Genomic DNA, 25,290 nt, shown 5'->3' on the forward strand with positions numbered 1-25,290 from the left:
CGATGTTCGTCCGACCCGCCGAGCCCGCCGACGAGAAACTCCTCTGGGCGATGCTCTACGAAGCCTCCTACGCCCGCGACCAGGGCATGGACTCACCCGACCAGCTTCGAGACGTTCCCGGACTCGGGCACTACGTCGAAGGATGGGGAGCCGCAGGCGATCTCGGCGTGGTCGGCGGCCTCGACGGAGCGTCGCTCGGCGCCGCCTGGCTGCGGCTGTTCAGCGCCGACGACCCGGCCTTCGGCTACGTCGACGCCGACACTCCGGAACTCGCCATCGGTGTCGCGCCCGAGAGCCGCGGCACCGGACTCGGCACGGCGCTGATGACCGCCCTCATCGACGCCGCGCGGAAAGACTACGACGCCGTCTGTTTGAGTGTGCGGCAGGACAATCCGGCGCTCCGGCTCTACCAGCGCCTCGGATTCGTCGCGGTCGACGGCTCCGACAAGGTCAATCTCGCCGGAACCACCAGCATCACAATGATTCTCCGCTTCCGCTGATCAGAGTTCGAACGACAACCGTCCCGGCGCGAGGTAGTCGTCGCGGTCGAGCAGCATGCGGACCTCCGGCCGCGAGCCCTCGGGCAGACGCTCCAGCTCCGCGTGCAGCGGCGTCACGAACGCCTCGCCGCGGGCCGTGATCAACGGCAGCCAGTTGTCGTGATGGTTGGGCACGAACACCTTCGGGCGCAGCGCCTCGATGTAGCTGCGCGGGTCGCGCAGCCCATTGGTGAACTGGTTGTAGCCCTGCACCGCGCCGATGTGCACATCGGAGGCGGGCAGACCCCGAAGGACGTCGAGAACCTCCGGCGCCTTGTCCAGCAGCGGGCCGGAGGAATCGTGCCAAGTCAGCACGAAATCGCCGAGCCGGAACTGGTAGAGCAGCACCCCGCCCTCCGGCGCGAGCAGGTTCCGGGCCAGGTGCCCGGCGTCGGATCGGCCCGGGGGATAGGCGCGGATATCGCACAGGCGCGGCTTGGGCCGGACCGGAGCGGCGGCGTCGGGCCCCTCGTTGCGAGGCGTGCGCGCCGAGTGCAGGTGCCGGACGGCGGTCACCGACAGCCCCGGCGCGAGTTCGAAGTCGTAGCGGTCGCCGGGTGCCGACGCGTCGGAACCCAGTTCCCGGCAGGCCAATTCGGCCCCGCCGACCTGCTTGCGGGCCGTCGCGCAGTGCGAGGCCGTCCCGTGCACGACGGCCCCGCTGGCGCGCGCGATGGCTCCGGCGTCGGCGGCGTGATCGAAATGCCCGTGCCCGATGAAGATCGCCGCGGGCTCGAGCGCCGCGACCTCCTCCGGGGTGGTCGGCACGTACCCGGCGGTGAGGCCGCGCGGCACCCAGGCGTCGAGCAGGAACACCACCCCGCCCATGGCGACCGCGAAACTGGCGCAGCCGAACCAGGACACGAGCACCTGATCCGCGCGCACGGCCCCGCTGTCCGGGTTGACGGCGTCCGCGCCGAAGAAGCGCTGTCGCGCCGCGATCATCCGGCTGTCGGCCACCGTTCCCCCTGTCTCCGTGGGTGGCGGACCACGCTGTCCGCCGGGGAGCATTCTGCCCGGAACCGACCGGACTGTCACTCAACGGCTTCCATCGGGACACGGAAGCGATTGCCGAGATCTTGCCGTTGCTCTGGGCTATCGCCAGGTGAATCCTGGAATCACACCGTGACGAAGTGGTGGGTGAATGTTCAGCGCGTTGTTAATCAATCGGTGTTGCATCGTATTCAGAGGTAGCTGAACGGAGGCTGCCCCGAGGGCAATTGGGGGCCCACCATGTACAACGACGTGCATGTGGCCGCGCAGGATCGCGAGGACCGCAAGTACACGATGCGCATCAGCCGGTTGGCGATCGACAAGCTCGGCATCCGGCTCTACGACCGGGTATCGGCGGTGCTGGCCGAACTCATCGCCAACTCCTATGACGCGGACGCCACCGAGGTCGAGGTGGTGCTGCCGTGGGGCGCGATGCTGGCCGGAACCATCAGGGCCGCCGACGAACCCGCCTACGAGATCGTGGTCTCCGACAACGGGCACGGCATGACCGCGACCGAGGTCAACGAGCACTATCTGATGGTGGGCTCGGACCGGCGGGTCCGCACCGGTTCCGACCTGTCGCGCGAGCGGCGGCGTCCGGTCATGGGGCGCAAGGGAATCGGGAAACTGGCCGCCTTCGGCATCTGCCGCACCATCGAGGTGATCACCGCGGGCAGCCGCGACGACGACCGAACCCCGGTGGGCTGGACCGTCTCCCACATCGTGATGGACCTCGACGACATGCTCTGCGACACCGAGAGCGACTACTTCCCGCGCCCGGGCGCCCTCGACGGCACGGTCACGGCCACCCGCGGCACCACGATCATCCTGCGCAACTTCTTTCGGAAAAGGGTGAATTCGGGAACCGAACTGAATCGGCAACTGGCCGCGCGTTTCGGTATCGAACGCCAGGACTGGCGGGTGGAGGTCCGCAACGCCATCGGCCGGGAGAGTTTCGTGCTCAGCCGCCTGCCGATCGACGTCATGGAGGAGACCCGCATCGACGTCAGCCGCGTCCCGGTCCGATTCGGCCGGCAATTCCTGCCGGTGACCGGCTGGATCGCCTATTCGAAACAGCCGTACCGGGACGAGGCCATGGCCGGGGTGCGCATTTACGCGCGCGGCAAGATCGTCGCCCAGACCCGGGATTTCGGTATCTCCTCCGGATTCACCGGCGAATTCAAACTGCGCTCCTACCTGGTCGGCGCGATCGACGTGGACTGGCTCGACGATGACGACGACCTGGTCCGCTCCGACCGCCAGGACATCATCTGGAACTCCCCGCGCGGCGAGGCTCTCGCCCAGTGGGGCAAAGCCCTGATCAAGGAGATCGGCCGGCTCGGCGAGAAGTCCGTCCGCCGCCGGGTCTGGGAGGAGTTCGTGGAACGCTCCCGCATCCACGAGACCCTCGACGCCATCGCCCCCGGCGACCGCCTGTTCCGCGACTCGGTGCTGGACGCGGCGCGAATCCTGGTGGCGCACAAGGATCGAGCCTCGCTCGACGATCCCGCGCACCTGGAGAACATGCTGCGGCTGGCGCTGTCGCTGGGCCCGCAGCGCAGCCTGCTCGACACCCTCAAGGAGATCGCCGAGGACGCCGACCCCGCGCTGGACGTGGTGGTCGCGCTCTTCGAACGCGCCCGCGTCGCCGAGATCTACTCGCTGGGCCAGATCGCCAGCGAGCGGGTCGCCGTGGTGGACCGGCTGCGCTCGCTCATCGACGACCGCCGCTCCCTGGAACGCCCCTTCCAGGAGCTGATCGAATCCGCGCCGTGGCTGCTGGCCCCCGAATGGACCCCGCTGGGCATGAACGAATCCCTCAAACGGGTGCGCGCCAGCTTCGAACGCTGGTACGCACAGAAATTCGGGACGCCGCTGGTGACCACGTCCATCGGCAGTGAGAAACGCGAACCCGATTTCGTGCTGCTGCACGACTCCGGGGAACTGTGGATCGTCGAGATCAAGCGGATGGACTACCACCTCACCGACGAGGAGTACAACCGCGCGGTCAACTACCTCTACGAACTCGACCATTTCCTCGACGAGAACCCGCGCATCGGCGCGCAATTCCCGCGCCGGCGGCTCACTTTCATCGTGGACCACATCGACCGGCTCGGCCCGGCGTCGCTCTCGTCGCTGGTCAGTGATCAGCGGGTGGATCGCCGTACCTGGCGCGAACTGCTCGACGCCACCTTGCGGGCCCACCGCGACTTCCTCGAACGGGTTTACGCCATGCGCGTTTCCGAGCCGCCGGGGGACGCGGCCTCGAATACGAGAGCGGGCTGAACGGCCACCGCGCCGCACCGCCGCACCGGGCCGGATGGGCGCGACCCGGGAAGAGGGCGGCGGTGCGAGGAGCGGGAAATGCGGGTGTCCCGGGTCGCAGGGAAGGGCCGGCCCGGACACCCGCCCCCGCCGTGCCGCGAAACGTGGTGCACGCGTGCGGGTCCGCGCCCGCCCAGGGGTATCGGGAGTGCCGCTGATACGCAGCGGCTCCCGTTCTCGATAACGATGCAAGGGAGCGCGGGCGGAGCGCAGTCGCATCGGGGCTGGTCAGAGCGCGCGACCACCCGCGACAGCCGCGGCCGTGACACCATGGACCGCGGCGCACGCGGGGACGTCATGTCCGGTCGGTTCGAGAAGGTTCGGTAATGGTGCACGGCACGGTGAAATGGTTCGACAGTGAGAAGGGGTTCGGGTTCCTCACCCCGGACGTCGACGGCCCGGACGTGTTCGTGGAGTACACCGCGCTACCCGGCGCCGGATTCCGGTCGCTGGCCGAGGGTCAGCGCGTCGAGTTCGAGGTGCGCGGCTCCAAGCCGGGGCCGGAGGCGGTGGCCGTGCGGGTCATCGCCGGCGCCGACTACTGACGCCCGCCCGCACCGGCCGCCGGGACGAAACCGGCCTGCCGGTGCGGGTGCTCCGCGGCGATTCCGTCAGCCGTGTGCCCGCCGTGGCGATTATGAACTGCCGGTCGGGAACGGGCTCGACAGACTGCAGCCGCTCTGTGAGACAGGGGTGTCCGGCGTGCTGCCGGGCAGGGCTGCCTCGACGTCGACGGCGAGCGTCTTCGTGGACTTACCGTCATCGACCGTGATGACGTGGTGCCCCGCCGTCGTCGGAAGCCAATACACGAACGGGGCGAAGTATGTGTCCAGTTCTGAATTGTAGTGTGGTGCAGCCTTTCCGATGCACTGGCCATTGTCATAGAAGGCCATCGTTGACAGGGGGTTGGATCCCGCTGAAATGCGGTAGTTGGTTCCGACGTAATGGGTTTGCGCCGGCGTGTCGAAATTTACCCACGTGACGTCGGCGGATGCGGTAGGTGCGGCACCCGTGACGATGGCGACGGTCGCGGCCAATCCGGTGATGCCACAGCCGATTCGGCGGCCATGGCGGGTGCTTGTGATCATCGTTCTCCTGTCTAGAACCCGAGGTTCCGGGCCAGGAGAAGCTATCGCTCGACCTAAGTGAAACGTATGGATTTCAACATCTGGGGGTGACCCAATCTGGGGCGGTCACCGGGGGCCGGTCCAGAGCCGCAGCTCGTCCCTGAACCGGCCGGCCGACGCGGGCGATGCCCGGAGGATTCTCTCAGCCCCGCACGCGCCGCCGGAAGAACTCGGCCGAGCGGGCCTGTGCCCGCTCCCGCCGTTCCGGATCCACCTCCACGAACTCCAGGGCGGCCCGCTCGAACTCGACCGAGATGAACTCGGTGATCGGTGCGGGCACCTCCCCGGAACCCATTTCGCGCGTGCGTGACTTCAATTCCGTCAATTCCCGGACGGACTCCACGAAATCGCTGTTCAGCTCACACTCGCCGAGCAAGGTCGGCAAATGCATCGGGGCGACCGAATTGTCTGGATGTTCGTGCAGCCATCGCAATGCCATTGCGGGTCGCAAAGAATAGAACACCTTCTTCAACGAGCGGTTGGAATCGAATAGACGCCACTGCCGGCGGCCCAGATGCAGGTAGTGGCGAGCCACCCGATCCCGGTCCGCGACTTCATCCGCGAGCGCGCGCAATTCGTCCCGGAATCCGGTGTCGCCGCGATACACGATCGGCGACATCAGCCATTCGATGAGCACGGCATTGCCGTTCACCAGCAGGCGCAGTGCCTTCACCAGGTCCCAGCCGTTGACATCGAGCAGTCCCACCAGTGGCGTCTCGATGACATCGCGTCCGGGCCACGGTGTGAGGTAGTCGTCGGCCGGGCGCAGGTAGACGAAGCGGCAGTCGTAGTCGGAGTCCGGGGACGGGAATCCCCAGGCACGGCTGCCGCTTTCGATGGCGAGCAGCACGTCGACGCGGTGTTCGCGCACGATCCGGTCCAGTTCGCCGTCGATCGTGGCGACCACCGCCGGGTCCATGGAGGCGGGGATCGAGCGCAGGGTCATGGCAGGCGACGGTAGCGCCCGGGATCGCGCTGGTCCATGCGTTTTTCGCACGACGGGCCCCCAGAATTAGGGGTGTGATAGCGACGTTATATGGCGGGAATTCGACACCCATATGAACGGGACCACAGAATTCCGGGGCTGTGACGCCGGTCACATAGTGTTAATCCCCCGTAACGGGCCGTGAAATCGGTCCGATAGGTTCTACGTCAGAAAGTTCCTACGGATTTCAGAAGAGGTATTTCCATGATCCCCGTTATCATCGACACCGGTTCCGCTGCCCTGAACGGCCTGCTCGACACCGGCTCGGCCGCTCTGCACGGCATCCTGAACACCCTGTGGACCGGCTCTTTCGGTCGCTAAGGACTACTGACGTCGATTTATTCGACTTTCGAAAGCCCGGCCCCGGACTCCGTAGCTCCGAAGCCGGGCTTTCGGCTATCTCGAACGCCTTTGCGGCACGACCCGTTTCCGCGGTCGGGTATCCCCGTGGCCGGTGTGACCAGGGGTCCGGCGGCCCCGAACCTGAACGCCTGCCCAGGAATAGCGGCCCGAATCACATCGCCCCAACCGAGCCGTACCGCGCGGCCCGTTCCCCGCGAGACTCGCGCAGCCCTCCGGAAACCCGCAGTTCACGGCTTTGATGGCAGTTGCCTACCAGGCGGTAAAGCGCCCCGATTCCCAGCCCACTAAGCTGACGCCCGTAAATCCCGGATCCCTTCCTCAGGAGTACCCCACCGTGAGCCAAGCAGGCCGCCCTGTTGTTCTGATCGCCGACAAGCTCGCCCAGTCGACCGTCGACGCGCTGGGCTCCGGCGTCGAGGTTCGCTGGGTCGACGGCCCGAACCGTCCGGAGCTGCTGGCCGCCGTGCCGGAAGCCGATGCGCTGCTGGTCCGTTCGGCCACCACCGTCGACGCCGAGGTGCTCGAGGCGGGCAAGAACCTCAAGATCGTCGCCCGCGCCGGCGTCGGCCTCGACAATGTCGATGTGCCCGCGGCCACCGAGCGCGGCGTCATGGTCGTCAACGCGCCGACCTCCAACATTCACACCGCCGCCGAGCACGCCGTCTCGCTGCTGCTCTCGGCCGCGCGCCAGATCCCGGCCGCCGACGCCACCCTGCGCGAGCACACCTGGCAGCGCAGCAAGTTCAACGGTGTCGAGATCTTCGGCAAGACCGTCGGCGTCATCGGCCTGGGCCGCATCGGCCAGCTGTTCGCGCAGCGTCTCGCCGCCTTCGAGACCAAGATCGTCGCGTACGACCCCTACACCTCCCCGGCCCGCGCCGCCCAGCTGGGCATCGAGCTGCTGACCCTAGACGAGGTGCTCGAGCGCGCCGACTTCATCTCCATTCACCTGCCCAAGACCCCTGAGACCAAGGGCATGCTGAACAAGGAGACCCTGGCCAAGACCAAGCCGGGCGTCATCATCGTCAACGCCGCCCGCGGTGGTCTGATCGACGAGCAGGCCCTGGCCGACGCCATCACCTCCGGCCACGTGCGCGCCGCCGGCATCGACGTGTTCGAGACCGAGCCGTCCACCGACAGCCCGCTGTTCGAGCTGCCGCAGGTCGTCGTCACCCCGCACCTGGGCGCCTCCACCGCCGAGGCCCAGGACCGCGCCGGCACCGATGTCGCCAAGTCGGTGCAGCTGGCCCTCGCCGGTGAGTTCGTGCCGGGCGCGGTGAACGTCACCGGTGGCGCGGTCAACGAGATCGTCGCCCCGTGGCTGGACATCGTCCGCAAGCAGGGCGCGCTGCTGGGCGCCCTGGCCAGCGAGCTGCCGGTCTCCATCGAGGTCCAGGTCCGCGGCGAGCTGTCCTCGGAAGACGTTGCGGTGTTCGAGCTCTCGGCGCTGCGCGGCGTGTTCTCGGCCCTCATCGAGGACTCGGTCACCTTTGTCAACGCCCCGTCGCTGGCCAAGGAGCGGGGCCTCGAGGCCACAGTCACCACCCACACCGAGTCCCCGACCCACCGCAGCCTGGTGGACCTCCGCGCCGTGTTCGGCGACGGCCGCACCCTGAACGTGGCCGGCACCCTGACCGAGCCCGCCCAGGTCGAGAAGATCGTCAACATCAACGGCCGCAACTACGACATGCGCGCCGAGGGCCTGAACCTGGCCGTCCTCAACTACGAGGACAAGCCGGGCCAGCTGGGCCGTCTGGCCACCAAGCTCGGCGACGCGGGTATCGACATCCTCGCCGCCCAGCTCACCCAGGACCTGGTGGACGAGGGCGCGACGGTCGTGCTGCGCGTCAACAAGGAGGTCCCGGCCGAGGTCCAGACCGCCATCGCCGAGGCCGTCGGCGCGGCCAAGGTCGCCCTGGTCAGCCTCGACTAGTAGACCTCGCACAACGCGCACCGGGCCCTCTCCACGAAAAGTGGAGGGGGCCCGGTGCGTTCGGTGGGGTGGGGGACCGCCGTCAGGGGCGATCGCGGGCTTCGACCGCGTCGCGCGCCTCGACCAGACTGGCCGTCGGATCCTGCTCGCGGTACGCCTTGATGGCGTGGATCTTCTTGCCGCGCAGCAAATGCTCGTCGATCGCGGTGTAGTCGATGGCGCTGTCGGGATCGTCGATGCCGAGATGCTCGAGGATCAGATCGATCTTGCGTTCCAGACGGCGGAGTTTGCGCTCGAGACGGAGATTGTCGAACATCCTCCCGACGCTACCGGCGCTATCCGCCGACCGAGTGCTTCGCGCGACCGCGCCGATCCCACTGGTTGGGAGCGATTCGCCCTGGTGAAAGGGGTCATGGCGGCACCCGCTATCGTTGCCGGGACTCTCCTGTCAGCGCGGAGAGGACCACCCGCGCGTTATCGAAACGGAGCATGGATTTCATGAAACTCGCTGTCATTCCGGGCGACGGTATCGGCCCCGAGGTCATCGCCGAAGCCCTCAAGGTGCTCGACGTGGTGGTGCCCGGTGTCGAGAAGACCGCATACGACCTGGGAGCCAAGCGGTTCCATGCCACCGGCGAGATCCTCCCGGAGAACGTGATCCCGGAGCTCAAGCAGCACGACGCCATCCTGCTGGGCGCCATCGGCGACCCGTCGGTGCAGTCCGGCCTGCTCGAGCGCGGCCTGCTGCTGCGCACCCGCTTCGAGCTGGACCACCACGTGAACCTGCGCCCCTCGAAGCTGTACCCGGGCGTCACCAGCCCGCTGGCCTCGAACCCGGACATCGACTTCGTGGTCGTGCGTGAGGGCACCGAGGGTCCGTACACCGGCACCGGCGGCGCGATCCGCGTCAACACCCCGCACGAGGTGGCCACCGAGGTCTCCACCAACACCCGCTTCGGCGTCGAGCGCGTGGTCCGCTACGCCTTCGAGACCGCCCGCAAGCGCCGCAAGCACCTGACCCTGGTGCACAAGAACAACGTGCTGGCCTTCGCCGGTTCGCTGTGGTCGCGCACCGTGGCCGAGGTCGGCGCCGAGTACCCGGATATCGAGACCGCCTACCAGCACATCGATGCCGCCACCATCCACATGGTCACCGACCCGGGCCGCTTCGACGTGATCGTCACCGACAACCTGTTCGGCGACATCATCACCGACCTGGCCGCCGCCGTCTCCGGTGGCATCGGCCTGGCAGCTTCGGGCAATATCGACGCCTCGGGCACCAACCCGTCGATGTTCGAGCCGGTCCACGGTTCGGCCCCCGACATCGCGGGCCAGTCCAAGGCCGACCCGACCGCCGCCATCCTGTCGGTGTCGCTGCTGCTGAACCACCTCGGCAAGACCGAGGAGGCCGCGCGCATCGAGGCCGCCGTCGCCAAGGACCTGGCCTCGCGCTCGGGCGCCGCCTCGACCGTCGAGGTCGGCGACCGGATCGCCGCGTCGCTCTAGGGTTTACGCGCCACCCATGCACGACCGGAGCCCCCGTCCCGCAACCGCGGAACGGGGGCTTCGTCGTCGTGCCCGAGCCTCGCCGGAGTGTCATCCTGGAGTGGATTCGGTGAAATCAACTGGGGCAGAGGGGCGTTTCGTCCGGATAGTGAGGCGTATCGCACAAATGCATTCGGATGCGAAAACGTAACGGGCGCAGGTCTTCCTGATTTGCCGCGAATCAGCCGCTACCGGGAACCCCTGGGTACCAACGGGACTGCCGCCAGTGCGATCAGCGCCGTCAGCAGGTAGGTGACCGGAAAACCGGCCGCCGTGATCAGTGCGCCGAAGGCCGGGGCGATCGCGGCCGCCGCCAGATTCTGGCCGGTGTTCTGGATACCCAGCCCACGACCCGACCAATACGGTCCCGCGATCTCGGCCACCGCCGTGAAGGCCAGGCCATTGTCGGCCACCGTGATGATCGAGGCCGCGATCAGGATCGGGATCGCCGCCCACCACTGCTGCGTCCAGGCCGCTACGGCCAAGGCGGACAGGGAGATTACCGCCGCCATCGCCACCGTGCGCAGCGGCCGCAAGCGGCTGCCCACCCGGTCCGACCACACGCCCGCGCCGATCCGCCCGGCCGCGCCCAGGATCTGGGTTACCGTCACCAGTGCGCCCGCCGCGGGCAGCGACAGGCCCACATCGCGGTGCAGCCACAGCAGGCCGAACGTCCAGATGGTGGCCTGGGGGATGACCAGCAGCACCGACACCACGTGGATGCGCAGCAGCGTGGAGTCCCCGCGGTACGGATTCGCGGGACGCCCTGAGCCCCCCGCGGATTCGGGTCGCGGCGGATCCACAATCCCGGCCAGGCAGCCGATCGCGGCCGCGCCCGCCAGCACCGCGGGCACCAGCACCGCCATCGAGAACCCGTGCGCCGCAGCGATGGCCGGGATCGCCAGCGCCCCGATCGCCACGCCCAGCGGCTGTGCGGTCTGCCGGATGCCCATGGCCAGCCCGCGCTGATCGGTCGGGAACCAGCCCACGATGACCCGCCCGCTGGCGCCGTTGGTGCTGCCCGCGCCCGCCCCGGCCAGGAACAGCAAGGCTCCCAGCGCAACGTAGTTCGAGACGGTGGCGGCGGCCAGGCCGGCCGCGAACATGACCGCCGGACCGGCCACCAGCGCCTTGCGCTCGCCGACCCGATCGACCACCCAGCCCCACGCGATCAGCGTGCAGCACAGGCCGACCAGGGGCATGGCCACCAGCAGACCGGCGGTGGCCAGCGGCATTCCGCGCTGGCTCAGCGCGGGCAGCAGGAAGGCGGCGCCGTTCACCATCACGGCGCTGGCGGTCTGGGCGAAGACGCCGAGGCCCAGCATGGTCCACCGTCGTGTCGTTCCCATCTCCGTCACGGTGGTCATGACCTCACCTCGCGTCTCATTATATGGAATAGACGTCTTACACTTTGAACATTCGGTCTTACGGTACACCTGGGGCGCAAGGCGATTTCCGGGGCGAGCTGTCTGTTTGCTCACATTCGGGGGTTGACCTTGTGAGTCCTGCGGCCCAGCCCGAGTTCGCTTGCGTATAAGGGCATTCCACATTCGGTCCGGGGCGGCGGGGGCTGGTATGCCGCCCCGCGCGGGGACGCTCGCTCGCATCCGCCCCGCCACTGCGCCCGGGTCCGGTCCGGCCCCGCGGTCGGGCGCGTTCGGGCAGGTCGAAGCCGGTCGATAGGATGCCAACCATGCGCCTAGGTCGAGTTGCCAGCCCAGATGGAGTCGCTTTCGTCAGCATCGAAGGGGACGGCTCCGACGCCGTCGCCCGAGAGATCGCCGAACACCCGTTCGGTACCCCGACCTTCACCGGTCGCAGCTGGCCGCTGGCCGATGTGCGCCTGCTGGCCCCCATCCTGGCCAGCAAGGTGATCTGTATCGGCAAGAACTACGCCGCGCACGCCGAGGAGATGGGCGGCCCGGCCCCGGCCGACCCGGTCATCTTCATGAAGCCCAGCACCTCGATCCAGAGCCCCAACGCCCCGATCATCCTGCCGCCCAGCTCTTCTCAGGTGGACTACGAGGGCGAACTGGCGATCGTGATCGGCCGCCCCTGCAAGGACGTGCCCGCCGCCCGTGCCAACGAGGTCATCCTGGGCTACACCGTCGCCAATGACGTCACCGCCCGTGACCAGCAGCGACACGACGGCCAGTGGACCCGTGCCAAGGGCTACGACACCTTCTGCCCGCTCGGCCCGTGGATCGAGACCGCGCTGGACCCTTCGGATCTGGAGATCGTCACCGAGGTCGACGGGCAGGTGAAACAGCGCAGTCGCACTTCACTTCTGCTGCACGATATTCCGAAGCTCATCGAATGGGTCACCGCCGTAATGACCCTGCTGCCGGGCGATGTCATCCTCACCGGCACCCCCGAGGGCGTCGGGCCGCTGCAGGCCGGTCAGACCGTGTCGGTGACCGTGTCCGGTATCGGCACCCTGTCCAATCCCGTTGCCGCCAAACGCTGAACGAAAGAGAGCCATGTCTGACGTCCGGGTTCGTTTCTGCCCGTCACCCACCGGCACGCCGCACGTGGGTCTGGTCCGCACCGCCCTGTTCAACTGGGCCTTCGCGCGCCACCACGGCGGCACCTTCGTCTTCCGCATCGAAGACACCGACGCCGCACGCGATTCCGAGGAGTCCTACGCGGCCATCCTCGACGCCCTGCGCTGGCTCGGCCTGACCTGGGACGAGGGGCCCGAGGTCGGCGGCCCCCACGCGCCCTACCGGCAGTCACAGCGACGCGAGATCCACCTCGACGTGGTGCAGCGCCTGCTGGCGGCGGGGGAGGCCTACGAGTCCTTCTCCACTCCAGAGGAAGTCGAGGCCCGCCACAAGGCCGCCGGCCGCGACCCCAAGCTGGGCTACGACAACTTCGACCGCGACCTGACCGACGAGCAGATCGCCGCCTACAAGGCCGAGGGCCGCCCCGCGGTGGTGCGCCTGCGCATGCCCGACCGCGACCTCACCTGGAACGACCTGGTGCGCGGCGAGACCACCTTCCGCGCGGGCGTGGTTCCCGACTTCGCGCTCACCCGCGGTAATGGCGATCCGCTCTATACGCTGGTCAACCCGGTCGACGACGCGATGATGAAGATCACCCACGTGCTGCGCGGCGAGGACCTGCTGTCTTCCACCCCGCGTCAGCTCGCGCTCTACGACTCGTTGAAACGAATCGGCGTCGCGGAGTTCACCCCCGAGTTCGGTCATCTGCCCTTCGTGATGGGCCAGGGCAACAAGAAGTTGTCCAAGCGTGATCCGGAGTCGAATCTGTTCCATCACCGCGACCGCGGGTTCATTCCCGAGGGTTTGCTGAATTATCTGGCACTGCTCGGCTGGAGCATCGCCGATGATCATGACGTCTTCTCCATGGCGGAGATGGTGGCGGCGTTCGAAATCTCGAAGGTGAATTCGAATCCGGCCCGATTCGATCAGAAGAAGGCCGACGCACTCAACGCCGAACATATTCGGATGCTCACCCCCGGTGATTTTGCTCACCGGCTGCGGGAGTACCTCACCGGGCACGGACATATCGGCGCCGAGATCGACGAGAAGCTGTTCGAAACCGCGGCCGATCTCGTGCAGACCCGCATCAAGGTGCTCGGGGATGCCTGGGATCTGCTGAAGTTCCTGTTCATCGCGCCCGCGGACTTCGCGATCGACCCGGCCGCGAGGGAAAAGAATCTGGGCGCCGATGCCGCTCCGGTGCTGCAGGCGACGGTGAAAGCCCTCGAAGGCGTCTCGGAATGGGCCACGGCCCCGCTCGAGACCGCGCTGAATACCGCGCTGATCGAGGAGCTCGAGCTCAAGCCGCGCAAGGCGTTCACCCCGGTGCGCGTCGCGGTGACCGGATCCCACATCAGCCCGCCGCTCTACGAGTCGATGGAACTGCTGGGTCGCGAGGTCACCATGGACCGGTTGCGCGCGGCCCTCGCGGAGATCGGCTGACGCCGGTGTCCGGCAGGGCCTGAGGGTACGCCGAAATTGATGCACAAACCGGCCTCTGAACAGCCGGTTTGTGTATCTACCGGGGGATGCTGCTAATCTTCTTCTCGGCCGCAGAGCAGCCAGGAACTTCCTCCGGGGAGATCCTGAAAGCCCAGGTCAATGGGGTATGGTGTAATTGGCAACACAGCTGATTCTGGTTCAGCCATTCTAGGTTCGAGTCCTGGTACCCCAGCTGCGAGAGCTCCGGCTCTCGAATTCGAGAAGGCCGGTGGATTGCGAAATCCGCCGGAATCTCATCCTGGTCCCGTCGTCTAGCGGCCTAGGACGCCGCCCTCTCAAGGCGGTAGCGCGGGTTCAAATCCCGTCGGGACTACAAAGTGAAGGCCCCCAGCCAACCGGCTGGGGGCCTTCGCTGTTTCCGGGGTTCTTAGGGCTCCTGACCGTGGGTGCTGCCGCCCAGCGGCATGGCGGGCAGGCCGAGTTTGCGGTGATCCCAGCTGCGGGTCCGCTCGGGCACCACACGCACCGCCACCCGCTTGTGCAGCATCTGCTCCACGAACGGCTTCATCTCTTCGCTGTAGGGCCCGGTATAGCGTTCCCACACGCTGATTCCCACTTTGAACAGCGCCTCGGGGTCGTCGACGACCTCGGCGCGGCCCTCGATGGAAATGCCGCGCAACTGGTCGTAGGTGTCGCCGGCCTCGACCATCACGGTGATACGCGGATCGCGCCGCAGATTCACCGTCTTCTGGGCCTTGGCCTTGGTCTCGAACCAGATCTCGCCGTCGATGAGCGCGTACCACATGGCCACCAGGTGCGGCCTGCCCTCGGCGCTCAGCGTGGCCATGGTGGCGACCCGGCTGCGCTCGAGGAATCCCGTGATCTCCTCGTCGGACATCACGATCTGCGCGCGTTGATTAACTCCCATGGGCCGACTGTAATTTACGGCGTATGAGCGCGGTCACACCGGCCATTTCCTGCCACTCGCGGGCTTCACCGGCCGGTTGCCGGGCCTCGGAGACGCCGCAGCCCCCGCCGGATCCGGCGGGGGCTGTGATCGGCGCCCTGTTCGTGGGCTGTCGGGAGTGTCGAGCGGCCGCTGAGGCTGTCGTGACGGCTGTGGTGACCCCGAGGGGTCACCCCGGGCCGCAAAGTCCGTCAGAGACGCTTGTGGAGGGCGTCGGCGGCGGCCACCAGGTCCGCGGCCCAGCGTGCGCCCGGGCGGCGGCCCATGCGGTCGATGGGTCCGGAGACCGAGACGGCCGCGATCACGCCGCCCGCCGCGTCGCGCACCGGCGCGGACACGCTGGCCACCCCGGCCGCGCGCTCGGCCGCGCTCTGCGCCCAGCCGCGGCGGCGGACCTCGGCCAGCGCGCGCTCGCCGAAGACGGCCTCGGGCAGGATGCTCCGCTGCGATTCGGGATCGGCCCAGGCCAGCAGGACCTTCGCGGCCGAGCCCGCGGTGAGCGGTAGTCGGGCCCCGATGGGCACGGTGTCGCGCAGGCCCGCGGCCGGTTCCATGGCCGCCACGCAGACGCGGGCATTGCCGTCGCGGCGGTAGAGCTGCACGCTCTCGCCGGTGATCTCGCGCAGGCGCGGCAGGATGGAGGAGGCGGCGTCCAGGAGCGGGTCGCTGGCGGTTGTCGCCAGTTCCGACAGGGCCGGACCGGGCCGCCACAGGCCCTGGCTGTCGCGGGCCAGCATGCGATGCGTCTCCAGGCCCACTGCCAGGCGATGCGCGGTGGCGCGGGGCAGGCCGGTGCGGGCGCACAGCTCGTTGAGGCCGCAGGGTTGCTCGGCTACGGCGTGCAGGACGGCCATGGCTTTGTCCAGAACCCCGATACCGCTATGCTGTCTCATAGAACGATATTAGCGTCTCGCATGTTGGGAAATGCAAATTGACTGCGCGGCAAACCGGCCGCTCCCCGGCATCGGACGCGAGCCACCGTGTCACCAGCCCGGGCACGGGAATGTCTATCGAGAGGTGATGGAGCTATGGCCGACCGGCCACGCACTCTGGCGGAGAAGGTCTGGGACGAGCATGTCGTCGTGCGCGGCGAAGGCGAGGGCGAGCACCGCCAGCCCGACCTCATCTACATCGACCTGCACCTGGTGCACGAGGTCACCAGCCCGCAGGCGTTCGACGGCCTGCGCGCCGCGGGCCGCCCGGTCCGGCGCCCGGATCTCACCATCGCCACCGAGGATCACAACGTCCCGACCGCCGACATCGACAAGCCGATCGCGGACCCGGTCTCGCGCCTGCAGGTCGAGACGCTGCGCAAGAACTGCCAGGAATTCGGTGTCCGCCTGCACCCCATGGGCGACGTCGAGCAGGGCATCGTGCACGTGGTGGGCCCGCAGCTGGGCCTGACCCAGCCGGGAACCACCGTGGTGTGCGGTGATTCGCACACCTCCACCCACGGTGCGTTCGGCGCGCTGGCGATGGGTATCGGCACCTCGGAAGTGGAACACGTGCTGGCGACGCAGACGCTGTCGCTGCGCCCGTTCAAGACCATGGCCATCAATATCGACGGTCGGCTGCCCGACGGCGTCACCTCCAAGGACGTCATCCTGGCGGTCATCGCGCAGATCGGCACCGGCGGCGGTCAGGGCTTTGTGCTGGAGTACCGCGGCGAGGCCGTGCGCTCCATGTCCATGGAGGCCCGGATGACCATGTGCAACATGTCGATCGAGGCCGGCGCCCGGGCGGGCATGGTGGCCCCCGACGAGGTCACCTACGAGTACCTGAAGGGCCGTCCGCACGCCCCGCAGGGCGCGGACTGGGATGCCGCCGTGGCGGCCTGGGACGCCTTGAAGACCGACGAGGGCGCGGTTTTCGACGCCGAGGTGCATCTGGACGGGTCCGCGCTGACCCCCTTCGTCACCTGGGGCACCAACCCGGGACAGGGTGCGCCGCTGGGCGACTCGGTGCCGGATCCGGAGCAGATCGTCGACGAGAACGAGCGCGCCGCCGCCGAGAAGGCGCTGGAATATATGGACCTGACGCCGGGTACCCCGCTGCGGGACGTCGCCGTGGACACGGTTTTCGTGGGTTCGTGCACCAACGGCCGGATCGAGGATCTGCGCGCGGTGGCCGACATCCTGAAGGGCCGCAAGGTCGCGGGCGGGGTGCGGATGCTGATCGTGCCGGGCTCGATGCGGGTGCGGTTGCAGGCGGAAAAGGAGGGTCTGGGCGAGATTTTCACCGCCGCGGGCGCGGAATGGCGTCAGCCGGGCTGCTCGATGTGCCTGGGCATGAACCCGGATCAGCTTTCCCCCGGTCAGCGCTGTGCCGCCACCTCGAACCGCAACTTCGAAGGGCGACAGGGCAAGGGCGGGCGTACGCACCTGGTCTCGCCGCTGGTCGCGGCGGCCACCGCGGTGCGCGGAACCCTGTCCTCACCTGCGGATCTGAACTGATCGCCCGCCGGTAGCGGCCCAGATGCCGCTGCCCCCACTGACTCAGGAGAAACAACGATGGAAGCCTTCAAGGTCCACAAGGGGATCGGTGTTCCGTTGCGCCGATCCAATGTCGACACCGACCAGATCATCCCGGCCGTCTATCTGAAGCGCGTAACCCGAACGGGTTTCGAGGACGGCCTGTTCGCGGCATGGCGGACGGATCCGAACTTCATTCTGAACACCGAGCCTTACAACCGGGGTAGTGTCCTGGTCGCCGGTCCGGATTTCGGGACCGGATCGTCACGTGAGCACGCGGTTTGGGCCCTCAAGGACTTCGGGTTCCGGGTGGTGATCTCCTCTCGCTTCGCCGACATCTTCCGTGGGAACGCGGGCAAGGACGGGCTTCTGACGGCCCGGATGGCCCAGAGCGATGTGGAATTGCTCTGGAAGTTGCTCGAGGAACAGCCGGGTTTGGAATTGGCGGTGGACCTCGAGGCGCGGACCGTGTCGGCCGGAACCGTCGTGTTGCCGTTCGATATTGACGACTACACGCGGTGGCGCCTGCTGGAAGGCCTGGACGACATCGGTCTCACTCTCCGGCACAGCGACGAGATCGGCCAGTTCGAAAACGCAAGGCCGACTTGGAAACCCGCAACCATTCCGGCCCGTATTTCGCAGACGTAATCATTGATGGGCGTTAGCTGGACGCCCTCAAACCCGGTAGCTGAGCGTGTGCCATGCGTCATGTATTTCCGCGTGGCACATAGACTCTTGCCCCGAAAGGGTTTACCGTGGTACCTAGTCGGTCCGACGACGGGCCAATTAGTCTGCGGAGGATTCAATGAACAAGGCGGAACTGATCGATGTTCTGACCGAGAAGTTGGGTACTGACAGGCGCACCGCTACTGCAGCTGTCGAGCAGATGGTCGACACGATCGTGCGTGCTGTGAACAAAGGTCAGAGCGTCACCATCACGGGATTCGGCGTCTTCGAGCAGCGGAAGCGCGCGGCGCGTGTCGCTCGCAACCCGCGCACCGGCGAAACCGTCAAGGTGAAGCCGACTTCGGTCCCGGCCTTCCGTCCCGGTGCACAGTTCAAGGCGATCATCGCGGGCAAGCAGAAGATCGCCTCGAGCGGCCCGGCTGTGAAGCGTGGTGTGGCTGCCCCGGTTTCGGGCAAGGCCGGTGCGAAGAAGACCACCGCCAAGAAGACCGCGAAGAAGGCCGCCACCAAGGCTCCGGCCAAGACCACCGCCAAGAAGGCGGCGTCGAAGGCCCCCGCCAAGAAGGCCGCCGTGAAGAAGGCGGTCGCCAAGAAGGCCGCCGTGAAGAAGACGGTCGCAAAGAAGGCTCCGGCCAAGGCCGCTGCGGTCAAGAAGGCCGCGGTCGCCAAGAAGGTCACCGCCTCGAAGGCCACCACGGCCAAGAAGGCGGCCAAGAAGGCTCCCGCCAAGAAGGCCGCCGCCAAGCGCACCGCGCGCCGCTAATCCGGCGACAACCCGTCGCTGACGGGGGTTTTCGAGCAGGACGACACGTGAGACGGCCCGGCATCGCCGGGCCGTTTCGCATGTCCGGGGCTGGTTTTCGGGCGTTGGGGGAGCGTTGGGGGCCGGTAGGGGGCCGGAATCGGCCGTCCGCCGGGTGGATTCGGCCGGACGGCGGCCGGTACGGCGGCGTTCCAAGGGTTCTGGGTGGCCGCCGGACGACAGATGACCCGGTCAGCCTTGGGGTAGGTCGGTCGGGACGAGAACACGGTCGAGATGGTCGGCGGCGACCAGCCGGCCACCGTGGAAGGACAGCACCCACACGCTGCCCTTGCGATTGCGGGCCGGTGGCAGGCTCACCCCGTCCTCGGCGGCCCACCACTCCAGCAGATCCGGAATCACCTTGCCCTGACTGGAGATCACCCGGACCGACTCGGTGGAAACCAGGTCGCGGGCGCGTTTTCGGGCGGCATCGGGTGCTGACGCGTAACCGGATTCGGAGAACAACGGCTCCAATTCGATATCGACGCCCAGTTTCTCGGCCAGCGGGGTCACGGTTTGGACACAGCGCGATGGTGGGGCCGAGATGATTTCGGCCGCGCCGAAGGCGAGCAGGTTGGGCGCCAGGGCGCGAGCCTGTGCGCGACCGGCCTTTTCGAGCGGCCGCAGGTCGTCGTCGCCGATGTAGCGGTCGCTGCGCCCGGCCTTGGCGTGCCGGACCAGCAGCAGGGTGGCGGTGTCGGCGGGCTGGCGCAGGAAGTTGCGGATGATGGTGCGATCCATGGGATAGGAGACGGCGTCCATCACCCGGTCGAGGCGGTACCAGTGCAGGACGTCGACTTCCGAGTTGGACTCGAAGGCCCCGTCGACGACCTCGGCGGCCCAGTAGTCCACCCGTTTCAGCTTCCGATGGCCCGGGATCGGATACGTCACGTGGCCGAGATAGCGCCCCAGGCGCGAATTCAGCCCGGTCTCCTCGGTGACCTCGCGCACGGCCGTGATCACCGGCGTCTCACCGGGATCCAGCTTGCCTTTGGGCAGTGACCAGTCGTCGTACTTGGGGCGGTGCACGAGGGCGATCTCGACGGCGTCGGTGCCCGGGGCGTGCCGCCACAACACCGCCCCCGCCGCGAGGATGTTGGCCTTGACCGGTGGATCGGTGAACTCGGCGGCGGGGTCCTTGGTGGTTCTGCTCACTGGCGGTCCGGACGACGCAGCCGCATGAGGTATTCCTGGTGGTCGCGAATCTGGTCCGAGGGCACCTCGGGGCCGGGCTGGGCCTGCCAGCTGCCGTCGGGGCGCAGCACCCAGCACCGGGTGGCCGGGTGGGTGGCGGAGTCGAACACCTGTCCGAGCTGGTTGGCCAGACGCGGATCCTTCACCTGCGCCAGCACTTCCACGCGCCGGTCGAGGTTGCGGTGCATCATGTCGGCCGAGCCGATCCAGTACTCGTTCTGCGCCTGGAAGTGCAGCACCCGCGAATGTTCCAGGTACCGCCCGAGAATCGAGCGCACCTGGATGTTGTCGCTCATGCCGGGCACGCCGGGGCGCAGGCCGCAGATGCCGCGCACCACGATCTCGACCGGCACCCCGGCCTGGGAGGCCCGGTAGAGCGCGTCGATGACCTGTTCGTCGACGATGGCGTTGGCCTTCACGCGGATTCGCGCGTCGGCGCCCTCGCGTGCCAGTTCGATCTCGCGTTCGATCCGCTCGATGATCCCGGCGCGGACGCCGACCGGGGCCACCAGCAGGTTGCGGTAGTTGGCCTTTCGCGAATAGCCGGTCAGCGAGTTGAACAGGTCGGTGAGGTCCGCGCCGATCTCCGGTGCGGCGGTGAGCAATCCGACGTCCTCGTACAGGCGCGCGGTCTTGGGGTTGTAATTCCCGGTGCCGATGTGACAGTAGCGACGGATGGTGGCTCCCTCGCGCCGCACCACCAGGCAGGTCTTGCAGTGGGTCTTGAGTCCGACCAGGCCGTAGACCACGTGCACGCCCGCCTGCTCCAGCGCCCGCGCCCATTTGATGTTGGCCTGCTCGTCGAAGCGGGCCTTGATCTCGACCAGCGCCACCACCTGCTTGCCCGCCTCGGCGGCGTCGATGAGGGCGTTGACGATGGGGGAGTCGCCGGAGGTGCGGTACAGGGTCTGCTTGATGGCCAGCACCTGCGGATCGGCGGCGGCCTGTTCGATGAACCGCTGCACGCTGGTGGAGAAGGAGTCGTAGGGGTGGTGCACCAGCACGTCGCCCTCACGCAGGGCGGCGAAAACGTTTCGGGGCGTTTCGCGTTCGCCGAAGGCGGGCGGGGTGGCGGGGACGTAGGGGGCGTCCTTGAGATTGGGCCGGTCCACGCCGTAGACCTGCCACAGGCAGGACAGGTCGAGCAGGCCGGGCACCTCGATGACGTCGGCGGGGTCGACGTCGAGTTCGCGGAGCAGCAGATCGAGCATGTGCTCGGTCATGTCGTCGGAGACTTCCAGGCGCACCGGAGAGCCGAAGCGGCGGCGGGCGAGTTCGCGTTCGAGGGCCTGCAGCAGGTCCTCGTCGCGGTCCTCCTCGACCTCCAGGTCGGCATTGCGGGTGATGCGGAACGAATGCTGTTCCACCACTTCCATTCCCGGGAACAGCTGATCCAGGTGCGCGGCGATCAGCTCCTCCATGGGGAGGAAGGCGGCCAGGGACGGGCCCGACGTGGCACCGGACGGGCCTTGTGCCGCATTGGATTCACGGTTGCCGGCGCGGCGGACCCGCACGAAGCGGTCCACATTGTCGGGCACCTTGACGCGCGCGAAGTGCTCGCCGCCGGTCACCGAATCCTTAACCGTCACGGCGAGATTCAGACTCAGGCCGCTGATGTAGGGGAAGGGGTGGGCCGGGTCGACCGCCAGCGGGGTCAGCACCGGGAACACCTGATCCTGGAAATATCCGGACAGGCGTTCCTTTTCGCTGTCCTCCAGGTCGGCCCAGCGGATGATGTCGATGCCCTCGGCGGTGAGCGCGGGCAGCACCTGGTCGAGGAAGACGCGGGCGTGCCGGGCGGCGATCTCCTGGGTGCGGACGGCGATCATCTCGAGCTGCTCGGTGGGGGACAGGCCGTCGGCGGACCGTACCGACAGGCCGGTCTCGGCGCGGCGCTTGAGCCCCGCGACGCGCACCATGTAGAACTCGTCCAGATTCGACGCGAAAATGGCGAGGAATTTGGCTCGTTCGAGCAGCGGCTGCGACCGGTCCTCGGCCAGCGCGAGCACGCGGGCGTTGAAGTCGAGCCAGCTGAGTTCCCGATTGACGTACCGGTCCGCGGGCAGCGGCGGTATCGCGGTGGGCGGTGGGGTGGCCGCGGGCGGCGCCGCCGGTAGTAGCGGCGATTGCTTGACGGTTTCCGTATCGCTCACTCTCACGATCATTCCTTATGTCGTGGGTGTGGTGCTGTTCTGACACCGTCCAGTGCAGCGCAGATCACGCCGCGTCAGGACAGTGATGATTCGGCCCGGCACCTGTTCCCGGTTTCGTGACACGCTTGCGACACGGTGATTTCTCGGAGTAGCGCGCTGGTCGCCGGCCCGACGCCGAGCGCGGCGGCGCGCTCGAGATCCGCGGCGGTATCGACGTCCTGACGCAGTCCAGGCCAATCGCCCAGCAACTCCACCGCGCCCCCGGCGATATGGCGGCGGGCGGAGTCCGGACCGAAGAGCGGGTTCAATGCGGTGGTCAGCGGATCGTCCCCGCCACCGCGCACCAGCAGGGCGACGGTGCCACTGCCCTCGTGATCGGTCACCACCGACCGGCGCTGCCCGGCCCTCGCCAGCAGCTCGCCCAGTTCGGCGGGACGCAGCGCGGGCAGATCCGCTTGCAGGGCAAGTAGATCGACCGGACCGTGCGCCCGCCGCACCGCGTCCGCGCCCGCGGCCAGCGCCGCGTTCAGACCGGTGGTGTGCGCGGGGACCACCTCGGGTTCGGGATGCACGCGCGCGCCGAGTTCACGAACCAGATCCGACACGGCCGGATCCGGCGTCACGACGGTGACCGACGCGATGCCACGCGTCGTCGCGGCCGCGGTCACGGTGTCGGCCAACATGGCCAGCACCAGCCGGGGCCGGTACTCGGGCGCCAGCCCATCGGCCAGCCGACTCTTGGCGAGTCCCAAGCTCTTGACCGCGATGACCGCGTGCACTGTGTCCAATTCGCCCTCCGCTTCGCTCCGGGCTGTCCGCGGCCCCCGAGGTCTCGGTTCTTCCCTCCTCCGATCCTCCGCTTCGCTCCCCCGCTCCAAGCGCGGGGAGGCGGAGCGCAGTCCAGAACCGAGACGGGCCGCGAACCTGAGGGTCGAACCACGGCGGGGCGCGAGCATGTCCGAATCTTCCCACTCGTAGGTGACGGGCGCGTGAGCGGCGTCGAATTTTCGGGAGACGCCACTGCGGGGTGGCTCACGGTGCGCGCGCATATATTTGTTGGATGGCAAGGGCAGCGGTGTTGGGAGCGGGGTCATGGGGGACCGCGTTCGCGAAGGTGTTGGCGGAGGCGGGAACCGAGACCACCATGTGGGCTCGGCGGCCGGAGGTGGCCAAGGTGCTGGCCACCGAGCATCGAAATCCCTGGTATCTGCCGGATGTGGTGTTGCCGCCGCTGGCCGCGTCCGATGATCCGGCCGTCGTGCTGGACGGGGCCGACATCGTGGTGCTGGCGGTGCCGTCGCAGTCGCTGCGCGCCAATCTCGCGGCCTGGAAGGACCTGATTCCGGCGGAGGCCACGCTGCTGAGTCTGGCCAAGGGCATCGAGACCGGGACGCTGCTGCGGATGAGCGAGGTGATCGCGGAGGTCTCCGGTGCGGATCCGAACCGCATCGCGGTGCTGTCGGGCCCCAACCTCTCGCACGAGATCGCGGCCGGGCAGCCCGCCGCGACCGTGATCGCCTGCCCGGACGTGGCGCGCGCGGAGGCGGTGCAGCACGCCTGTGCCACCGGCTATTTCCGGCCGTACACCAATTCCGACGTGATCGGCTGCGAGATCGGCGGGGCGTGCAAGAACGTCATCGCGCTCGCCTGCGGGATCGCCTCGGGCATGGGGTTGGGTGACAACTCGATCGCCACCCTCATCACGCGCGGGCTGGCCGAGATCATCCGGCTGGGAGTGGCGGTCGGCGCGGAGCCGGTGACCTTCGCCGGACTGGCCGGTGTCGGTGATCTGGTGGCCACCTGCACCTCGCCGCTGTCGCGCAATCGGTCCTTCGGGCACGCGCTGGGCGCGGGCGGCACCATGGAGACCGCCCTCGAGGCGACTCATGGCCAGGTCGTGGAGGGTGTGAAGTCCTGCACATCGGTGCGGGCGCTGGCGGCCGCGCACGGGGTGGAGATGCCGCTGACCAACGCGGTGCATCAGGTGTGCCACGAGGGGCTCTCGGCGGCCGAAGCGGTGGGGCAGCTGCAGGGACGCCGTCTCAAATCGGAATGACCTACGCCCGGGTCGGGACGACCGCGTAACACTGCCGCCACAATCGACCGGGTACGGTTCGGGGCATGACCAACAGGACCAGGGTGGCGGTGGTGTTCGGCGGCCGCAGCAACGAGCACGGGGTGTCGTGTGTGTCCGCGCGCACCGTGTTGGCGAGCCTCGATCCGGAACGCTACGAGGCGGTTCCGATCGGCATCACCCGGGACGGCACCTGGGTGCTCGGTGACGCCGACCCGCGGACGCTGTCCGCGCGGGATCGGGCGCTTCCCATGGTCGACGACAAGGGCACCGCGCTGGCGCTGACGGCGGATCCCTCGCGCGCGGGCGCGCTGGTGCCGCTGGACGGTGCGGAGACCGTGCTCGGCGCCGTCGACATCGTGTTCCCGGTGCTGCACGGCGCGTTCGGTGAAGACGGCACGCTGCAGGGTCTGCTGGAACTGGCCGAACTGCCCTATGTCGGTCCGGGCGTGCTGGCCAGCGCGGCCGGCATGGACAAGGAATTCACCAAGAAACTGCTTGCGGCCGAGGGTCTTCCGATCGGCGTGCAGATCGTGCTGCGTCCCGGCGTCGCGACCGTCTCCGCCGCCGACCGCGATCGCCTGGGCCTGCCGGTGTTCGTGAAGCCCGCCCGCGGCGGCTCCTCCATCGGCATCACCAAGGTGGACAGCTGGGACCTGCTCGACGCCGCCATCGAGGAGGCGCGCCGCCACGACCCGAAGGTGATCGTGGAGGCCGGGATCGTCGGCCGTGAGGTCGAGTGCGGCGTGCTGGAATTCCCGGACGGCCGGGTGGAAGCCAGCGTGGTGGCCGAGATCCGGATGCCGGAGGACGACGCGCAGGCCCCCGACTTCTACGACTTCGACACCAAGTACCTCGACGACGTCTGCGAGTTCGACGTTCCCGCCAAGCTGGACGACGCTGTGTCCCAGGAGATCCGGGACCTCGCGGTGCGCGCCTTCCGCGCCCTGGACTGCCAGGGCCTGGCCCGCGTCGACTTCTTCGTGACCGCCGACGGGCCGGTCATCAACGAGATCAACACCATGCCCGGCTTCACCTCGATCTCCATGTACCCGCGTATGTGGGAGGCCGCGGGGATCGACAACCGGACCCTGGTGAGCACCCTCATCGAGACCGCCCGCGCCCGCGGCACCGGCCTGCGCTGACCTCGTCGCAGACGGCCCGGTTCATCATTTCGGATGATGG

22 protein-coding genes and 2 tRNA genes are annotated in these 25,290 nt (G+C 68.1%); 14 read left to right on the forward strand and 10 right to left on the reverse strand.

Annotated elements, in window-relative coordinates; genetic code table 11:
- Positions 1-2 precede the first annotated feature (2 nt).
- Positions 3-500, forward strand: coding sequence for a GNAT family N-acetyltransferase (locus ACFYTS_RS05280; protein WP_387301503.1), 498 nt, complete (start codon positions 3-5; stop codon positions 498-500).
- Here ACFYTS_RS05280 and ACFYTS_RS05285 read toward each other — a convergent pair whose 3' ends face one another.
- A complete protein-coding gene (locus ACFYTS_RS05285; RefSeq protein WP_387301505.1) occupies positions 501-1,499 on the reverse strand; it encodes an MBL fold metallo-hydrolase in 999 nt (332 codons plus the stop codon).
- Positions 1,500-1,772: 273 nt separating this feature from the next.
- Here ACFYTS_RS05285 and ACFYTS_RS05290 point away from each other — a divergent pair, with 273 nt between their 5' ends.
- Complete coding sequence (locus tag ACFYTS_RS05290) at positions 1,773-3,818, forward strand: ATP-binding protein (RefSeq protein ID WP_387301507.1); 2,046 nt, start codon at positions 1,773-1,775, stop codon at positions 3,816-3,818.
- A gap of 365 nt (positions 3,819-4,183) precedes the next feature.
- A complete protein-coding gene (locus ACFYTS_RS05295) occupies positions 4,184-4,402 on the forward strand; it encodes a cold shock domain-containing protein (protein WP_357279223.1) in 219 nt (72 codons plus the stop codon).
- 90 nt (positions 4,403-4,492) lie between these two features.
- On the opposite strand, the gene ACFYTS_RS05300 is transcribed toward ACFYTS_RS05295, so the two are convergent.
- Complete coding sequence (locus ACFYTS_RS05300) at positions 4,493-4,945, reverse strand: hypothetical protein (RefSeq protein WP_357279220.1); 453 nt, start codon at positions 4,943-4,945, stop codon at positions 4,493-4,495.
- A gap of 181 nt (positions 4,946-5,126) precedes the next feature.
- A complete protein-coding gene (locus ACFYTS_RS05305) occupies positions 5,127-5,930 on the reverse strand; it encodes a nucleotidyltransferase domain-containing protein (protein ID WP_357279218.1) in 804 nt (267 codons plus the stop codon).
- Between the two features lie 736 nt (positions 5,931-6,666).
- On the opposite strand from ACFYTS_RS05305, the gene serA reads away from it, so the two are divergent.
- A complete protein-coding gene (serA, locus tag ACFYTS_RS05310) occupies positions 6,667-8,265 on the forward strand; it encodes a phosphoglycerate dehydrogenase (protein ID WP_357279216.1) in 1,599 nt (532 codons plus the stop codon).
- An 82-nt stretch (positions 8,266-8,347) separates the two neighbouring features.
- Here the strand turns inward: serA and ACFYTS_RS05315 are convergent, their stop codons facing one another.
- Entirely contained in the window at positions 8,348-8,581 is a 234-nt protein-coding gene (locus tag ACFYTS_RS05315; RefSeq protein ID WP_387301511.1) for a hypothetical protein, read from the reverse strand.
- Positions 8,582-8,763: 182 nt separating this feature from the next.
- Between ACFYTS_RS05315 and ACFYTS_RS05320 the strand changes: the two genes are divergently transcribed.
- Positions 8,764-9,771, forward strand: a complete 1,008-nt coding sequence (locus ACFYTS_RS05320) for a 3-isopropylmalate dehydrogenase (protein WP_357097590.1) — start codon at positions 8,764-8,766, stop codon at positions 9,769-9,771.
- Between the two features lie 227 nt (positions 9,772-9,998).
- Here the strand turns inward: ACFYTS_RS05320 and ACFYTS_RS05325 are convergent, their stop codons facing one another.
- Entirely contained in the window at positions 9,999-11,177 is a 1,179-nt protein-coding gene (locus tag ACFYTS_RS05325) for an MFS transporter (protein WP_387301513.1), read from the reverse strand.
- A gap of 326 nt (positions 11,178-11,503) precedes the next feature.
- Between ACFYTS_RS05325 and ACFYTS_RS05330 the strand changes: the two genes are divergently transcribed.
- The 4 genes from ACFYTS_RS05330 to ACFYTS_RS05345 all read left to right on the forward strand — a co-directional run bounded on the left by ACFYTS_RS05330 (position 11,504) and on the right by ACFYTS_RS05345 (position 14,130).
- Entirely contained in the window at positions 11,504-12,277 is a 774-nt protein-coding gene (locus tag ACFYTS_RS05330) for a fumarylacetoacetate hydrolase family protein (RefSeq protein WP_387301515.1), read from the forward strand.
- 13 nt (positions 12,278-12,290) lie between these two features.
- Positions 12,291-13,757, forward strand: coding sequence for a glutamate--tRNA ligase (gltX, locus tag ACFYTS_RS05335; RefSeq protein ID WP_387301517.1), 1,467 nt, complete (start codon positions 12,291-12,293; stop codon positions 13,755-13,757).
- Positions 13,758-13,917: 160 nt separating this feature from the next.
- Positions 13,918-13,989 (forward strand) — tRNA-Gln (locus tag ACFYTS_RS05340).
- Between the two features lie 68 nt (positions 13,990-14,057).
- A tRNA-Glu gene (locus ACFYTS_RS05345) sits at positions 14,058-14,130 on the forward strand.
- 54 nt (positions 14,131-14,184) lie between these two features.
- Here ACFYTS_RS05345 and ACFYTS_RS05350 read toward each other — a convergent pair.
- The gene (locus ACFYTS_RS05350; RefSeq protein WP_357279204.1) at positions 14,185-14,685 is read right to left on the reverse strand and encodes a PPOX class F420-dependent oxidoreductase; all 501 of its coding nucleotides are present in this window, start codon (positions 14,683-14,685) and stop codon (positions 14,185-14,187) included.
- Between the two features lie 230 nt (positions 14,686-14,915).
- Entirely contained in the window at positions 14,916-15,617 is a 702-nt protein-coding gene (locus ACFYTS_RS05355; RefSeq protein WP_357097580.1) for an IclR family transcriptional regulator, read from the reverse strand.
- Between the two features lie 135 nt (positions 15,618-15,752).
- Between ACFYTS_RS05355 and leuC the strand changes: the two genes are divergently transcribed.
- The 3 genes from leuC to ACFYTS_RS05370 all read left to right on the forward strand — a co-directional run bounded on the left by leuC (position 15,753) and on the right by ACFYTS_RS05370 (position 18,645).
- Entirely contained in the window at positions 15,753-17,177 is a 1,425-nt protein-coding gene (gene leuC, locus ACFYTS_RS05360) for a 3-isopropylmalate dehydratase large subunit (protein ID WP_387301520.1), read from the forward strand.
- Positions 17,178-17,234: 57 nt separating this feature from the next.
- Positions 17,235-17,843, forward strand: a complete 609-nt coding sequence (gene leuD, locus ACFYTS_RS05365) for a 3-isopropylmalate dehydratase small subunit (protein WP_357279199.1) — start codon at positions 17,235-17,237, stop codon at positions 17,841-17,843.
- A gap of 157 nt (positions 17,844-18,000) precedes the next feature.
- Complete coding sequence (locus ACFYTS_RS05370; protein WP_357279197.1) at positions 18,001-18,645, forward strand: HU family DNA-binding protein; 645 nt, start codon at positions 18,001-18,003, stop codon at positions 18,643-18,645.
- Between the two features lie 231 nt (positions 18,646-18,876).
- Here ACFYTS_RS05370 and ACFYTS_RS05375 read toward each other — a convergent pair whose 3' ends face one another.
- The 3 genes from ACFYTS_RS05375 to cofC all read right to left on the reverse strand — a co-directional run bounded on the left by ACFYTS_RS05375 (position 18,877) and on the right by cofC (position 22,819).
- On the reverse strand, positions 18,877-19,839 hold the full coding sequence (locus ACFYTS_RS05375; RefSeq protein WP_387301523.1) for an NUDIX domain-containing protein: 963 nt from the start codon (positions 19,837-19,839) through the stop codon (positions 18,877-18,879).
- Entirely contained in the window at positions 19,836-22,043 is a 2,208-nt protein-coding gene (locus ACFYTS_RS05380; protein ID WP_357279193.1) for an RNA degradosome polyphosphate kinase, read from the reverse strand. Before ACFYTS_RS05380 ends, ACFYTS_RS05375 begins: the two co-directional genes overlap by 4 nt.
- A 62-nt stretch (positions 22,044-22,105) precedes the next feature.
- Positions 22,106-22,819, reverse strand: coding sequence for a 2-phospho-L-lactate guanylyltransferase (cofC, locus tag ACFYTS_RS05385; RefSeq protein WP_357279191.1), 714 nt, complete (start codon positions 22,817-22,819; stop codon positions 22,106-22,108).
- A gap of 272 nt (positions 22,820-23,091) precedes the next feature.
- Between cofC and ACFYTS_RS05390 the strand changes: the two genes are divergently transcribed.
- Positions 23,092-24,087, forward strand: a complete 996-nt coding sequence (locus ACFYTS_RS05390) for an NAD(P)H-dependent glycerol-3-phosphate dehydrogenase (protein ID WP_357279189.1) — start codon at positions 23,092-23,094, stop codon at positions 24,085-24,087.
- A gap of 65 nt (positions 24,088-24,152) precedes the next feature.
- Positions 24,153-25,250 (forward strand): D-alanine--D-alanine ligase family protein, encoded by a 1,098-nt coding sequence (locus ACFYTS_RS05395; protein WP_357279187.1) that lies wholly within the window; start codon positions 24,153-24,155, stop codon positions 25,248-25,250.
- Positions 25,251-25,290 lie beyond the last annotated feature (40 nt).

The sequence above is a fragment of the Nocardia sp. NPDC004151 genome (assembly GCF_042874235.1).
GTDB lineage: Bacteria > Actinomycetota > Actinomycetes > Mycobacteriales > Mycobacteriaceae > Nocardia.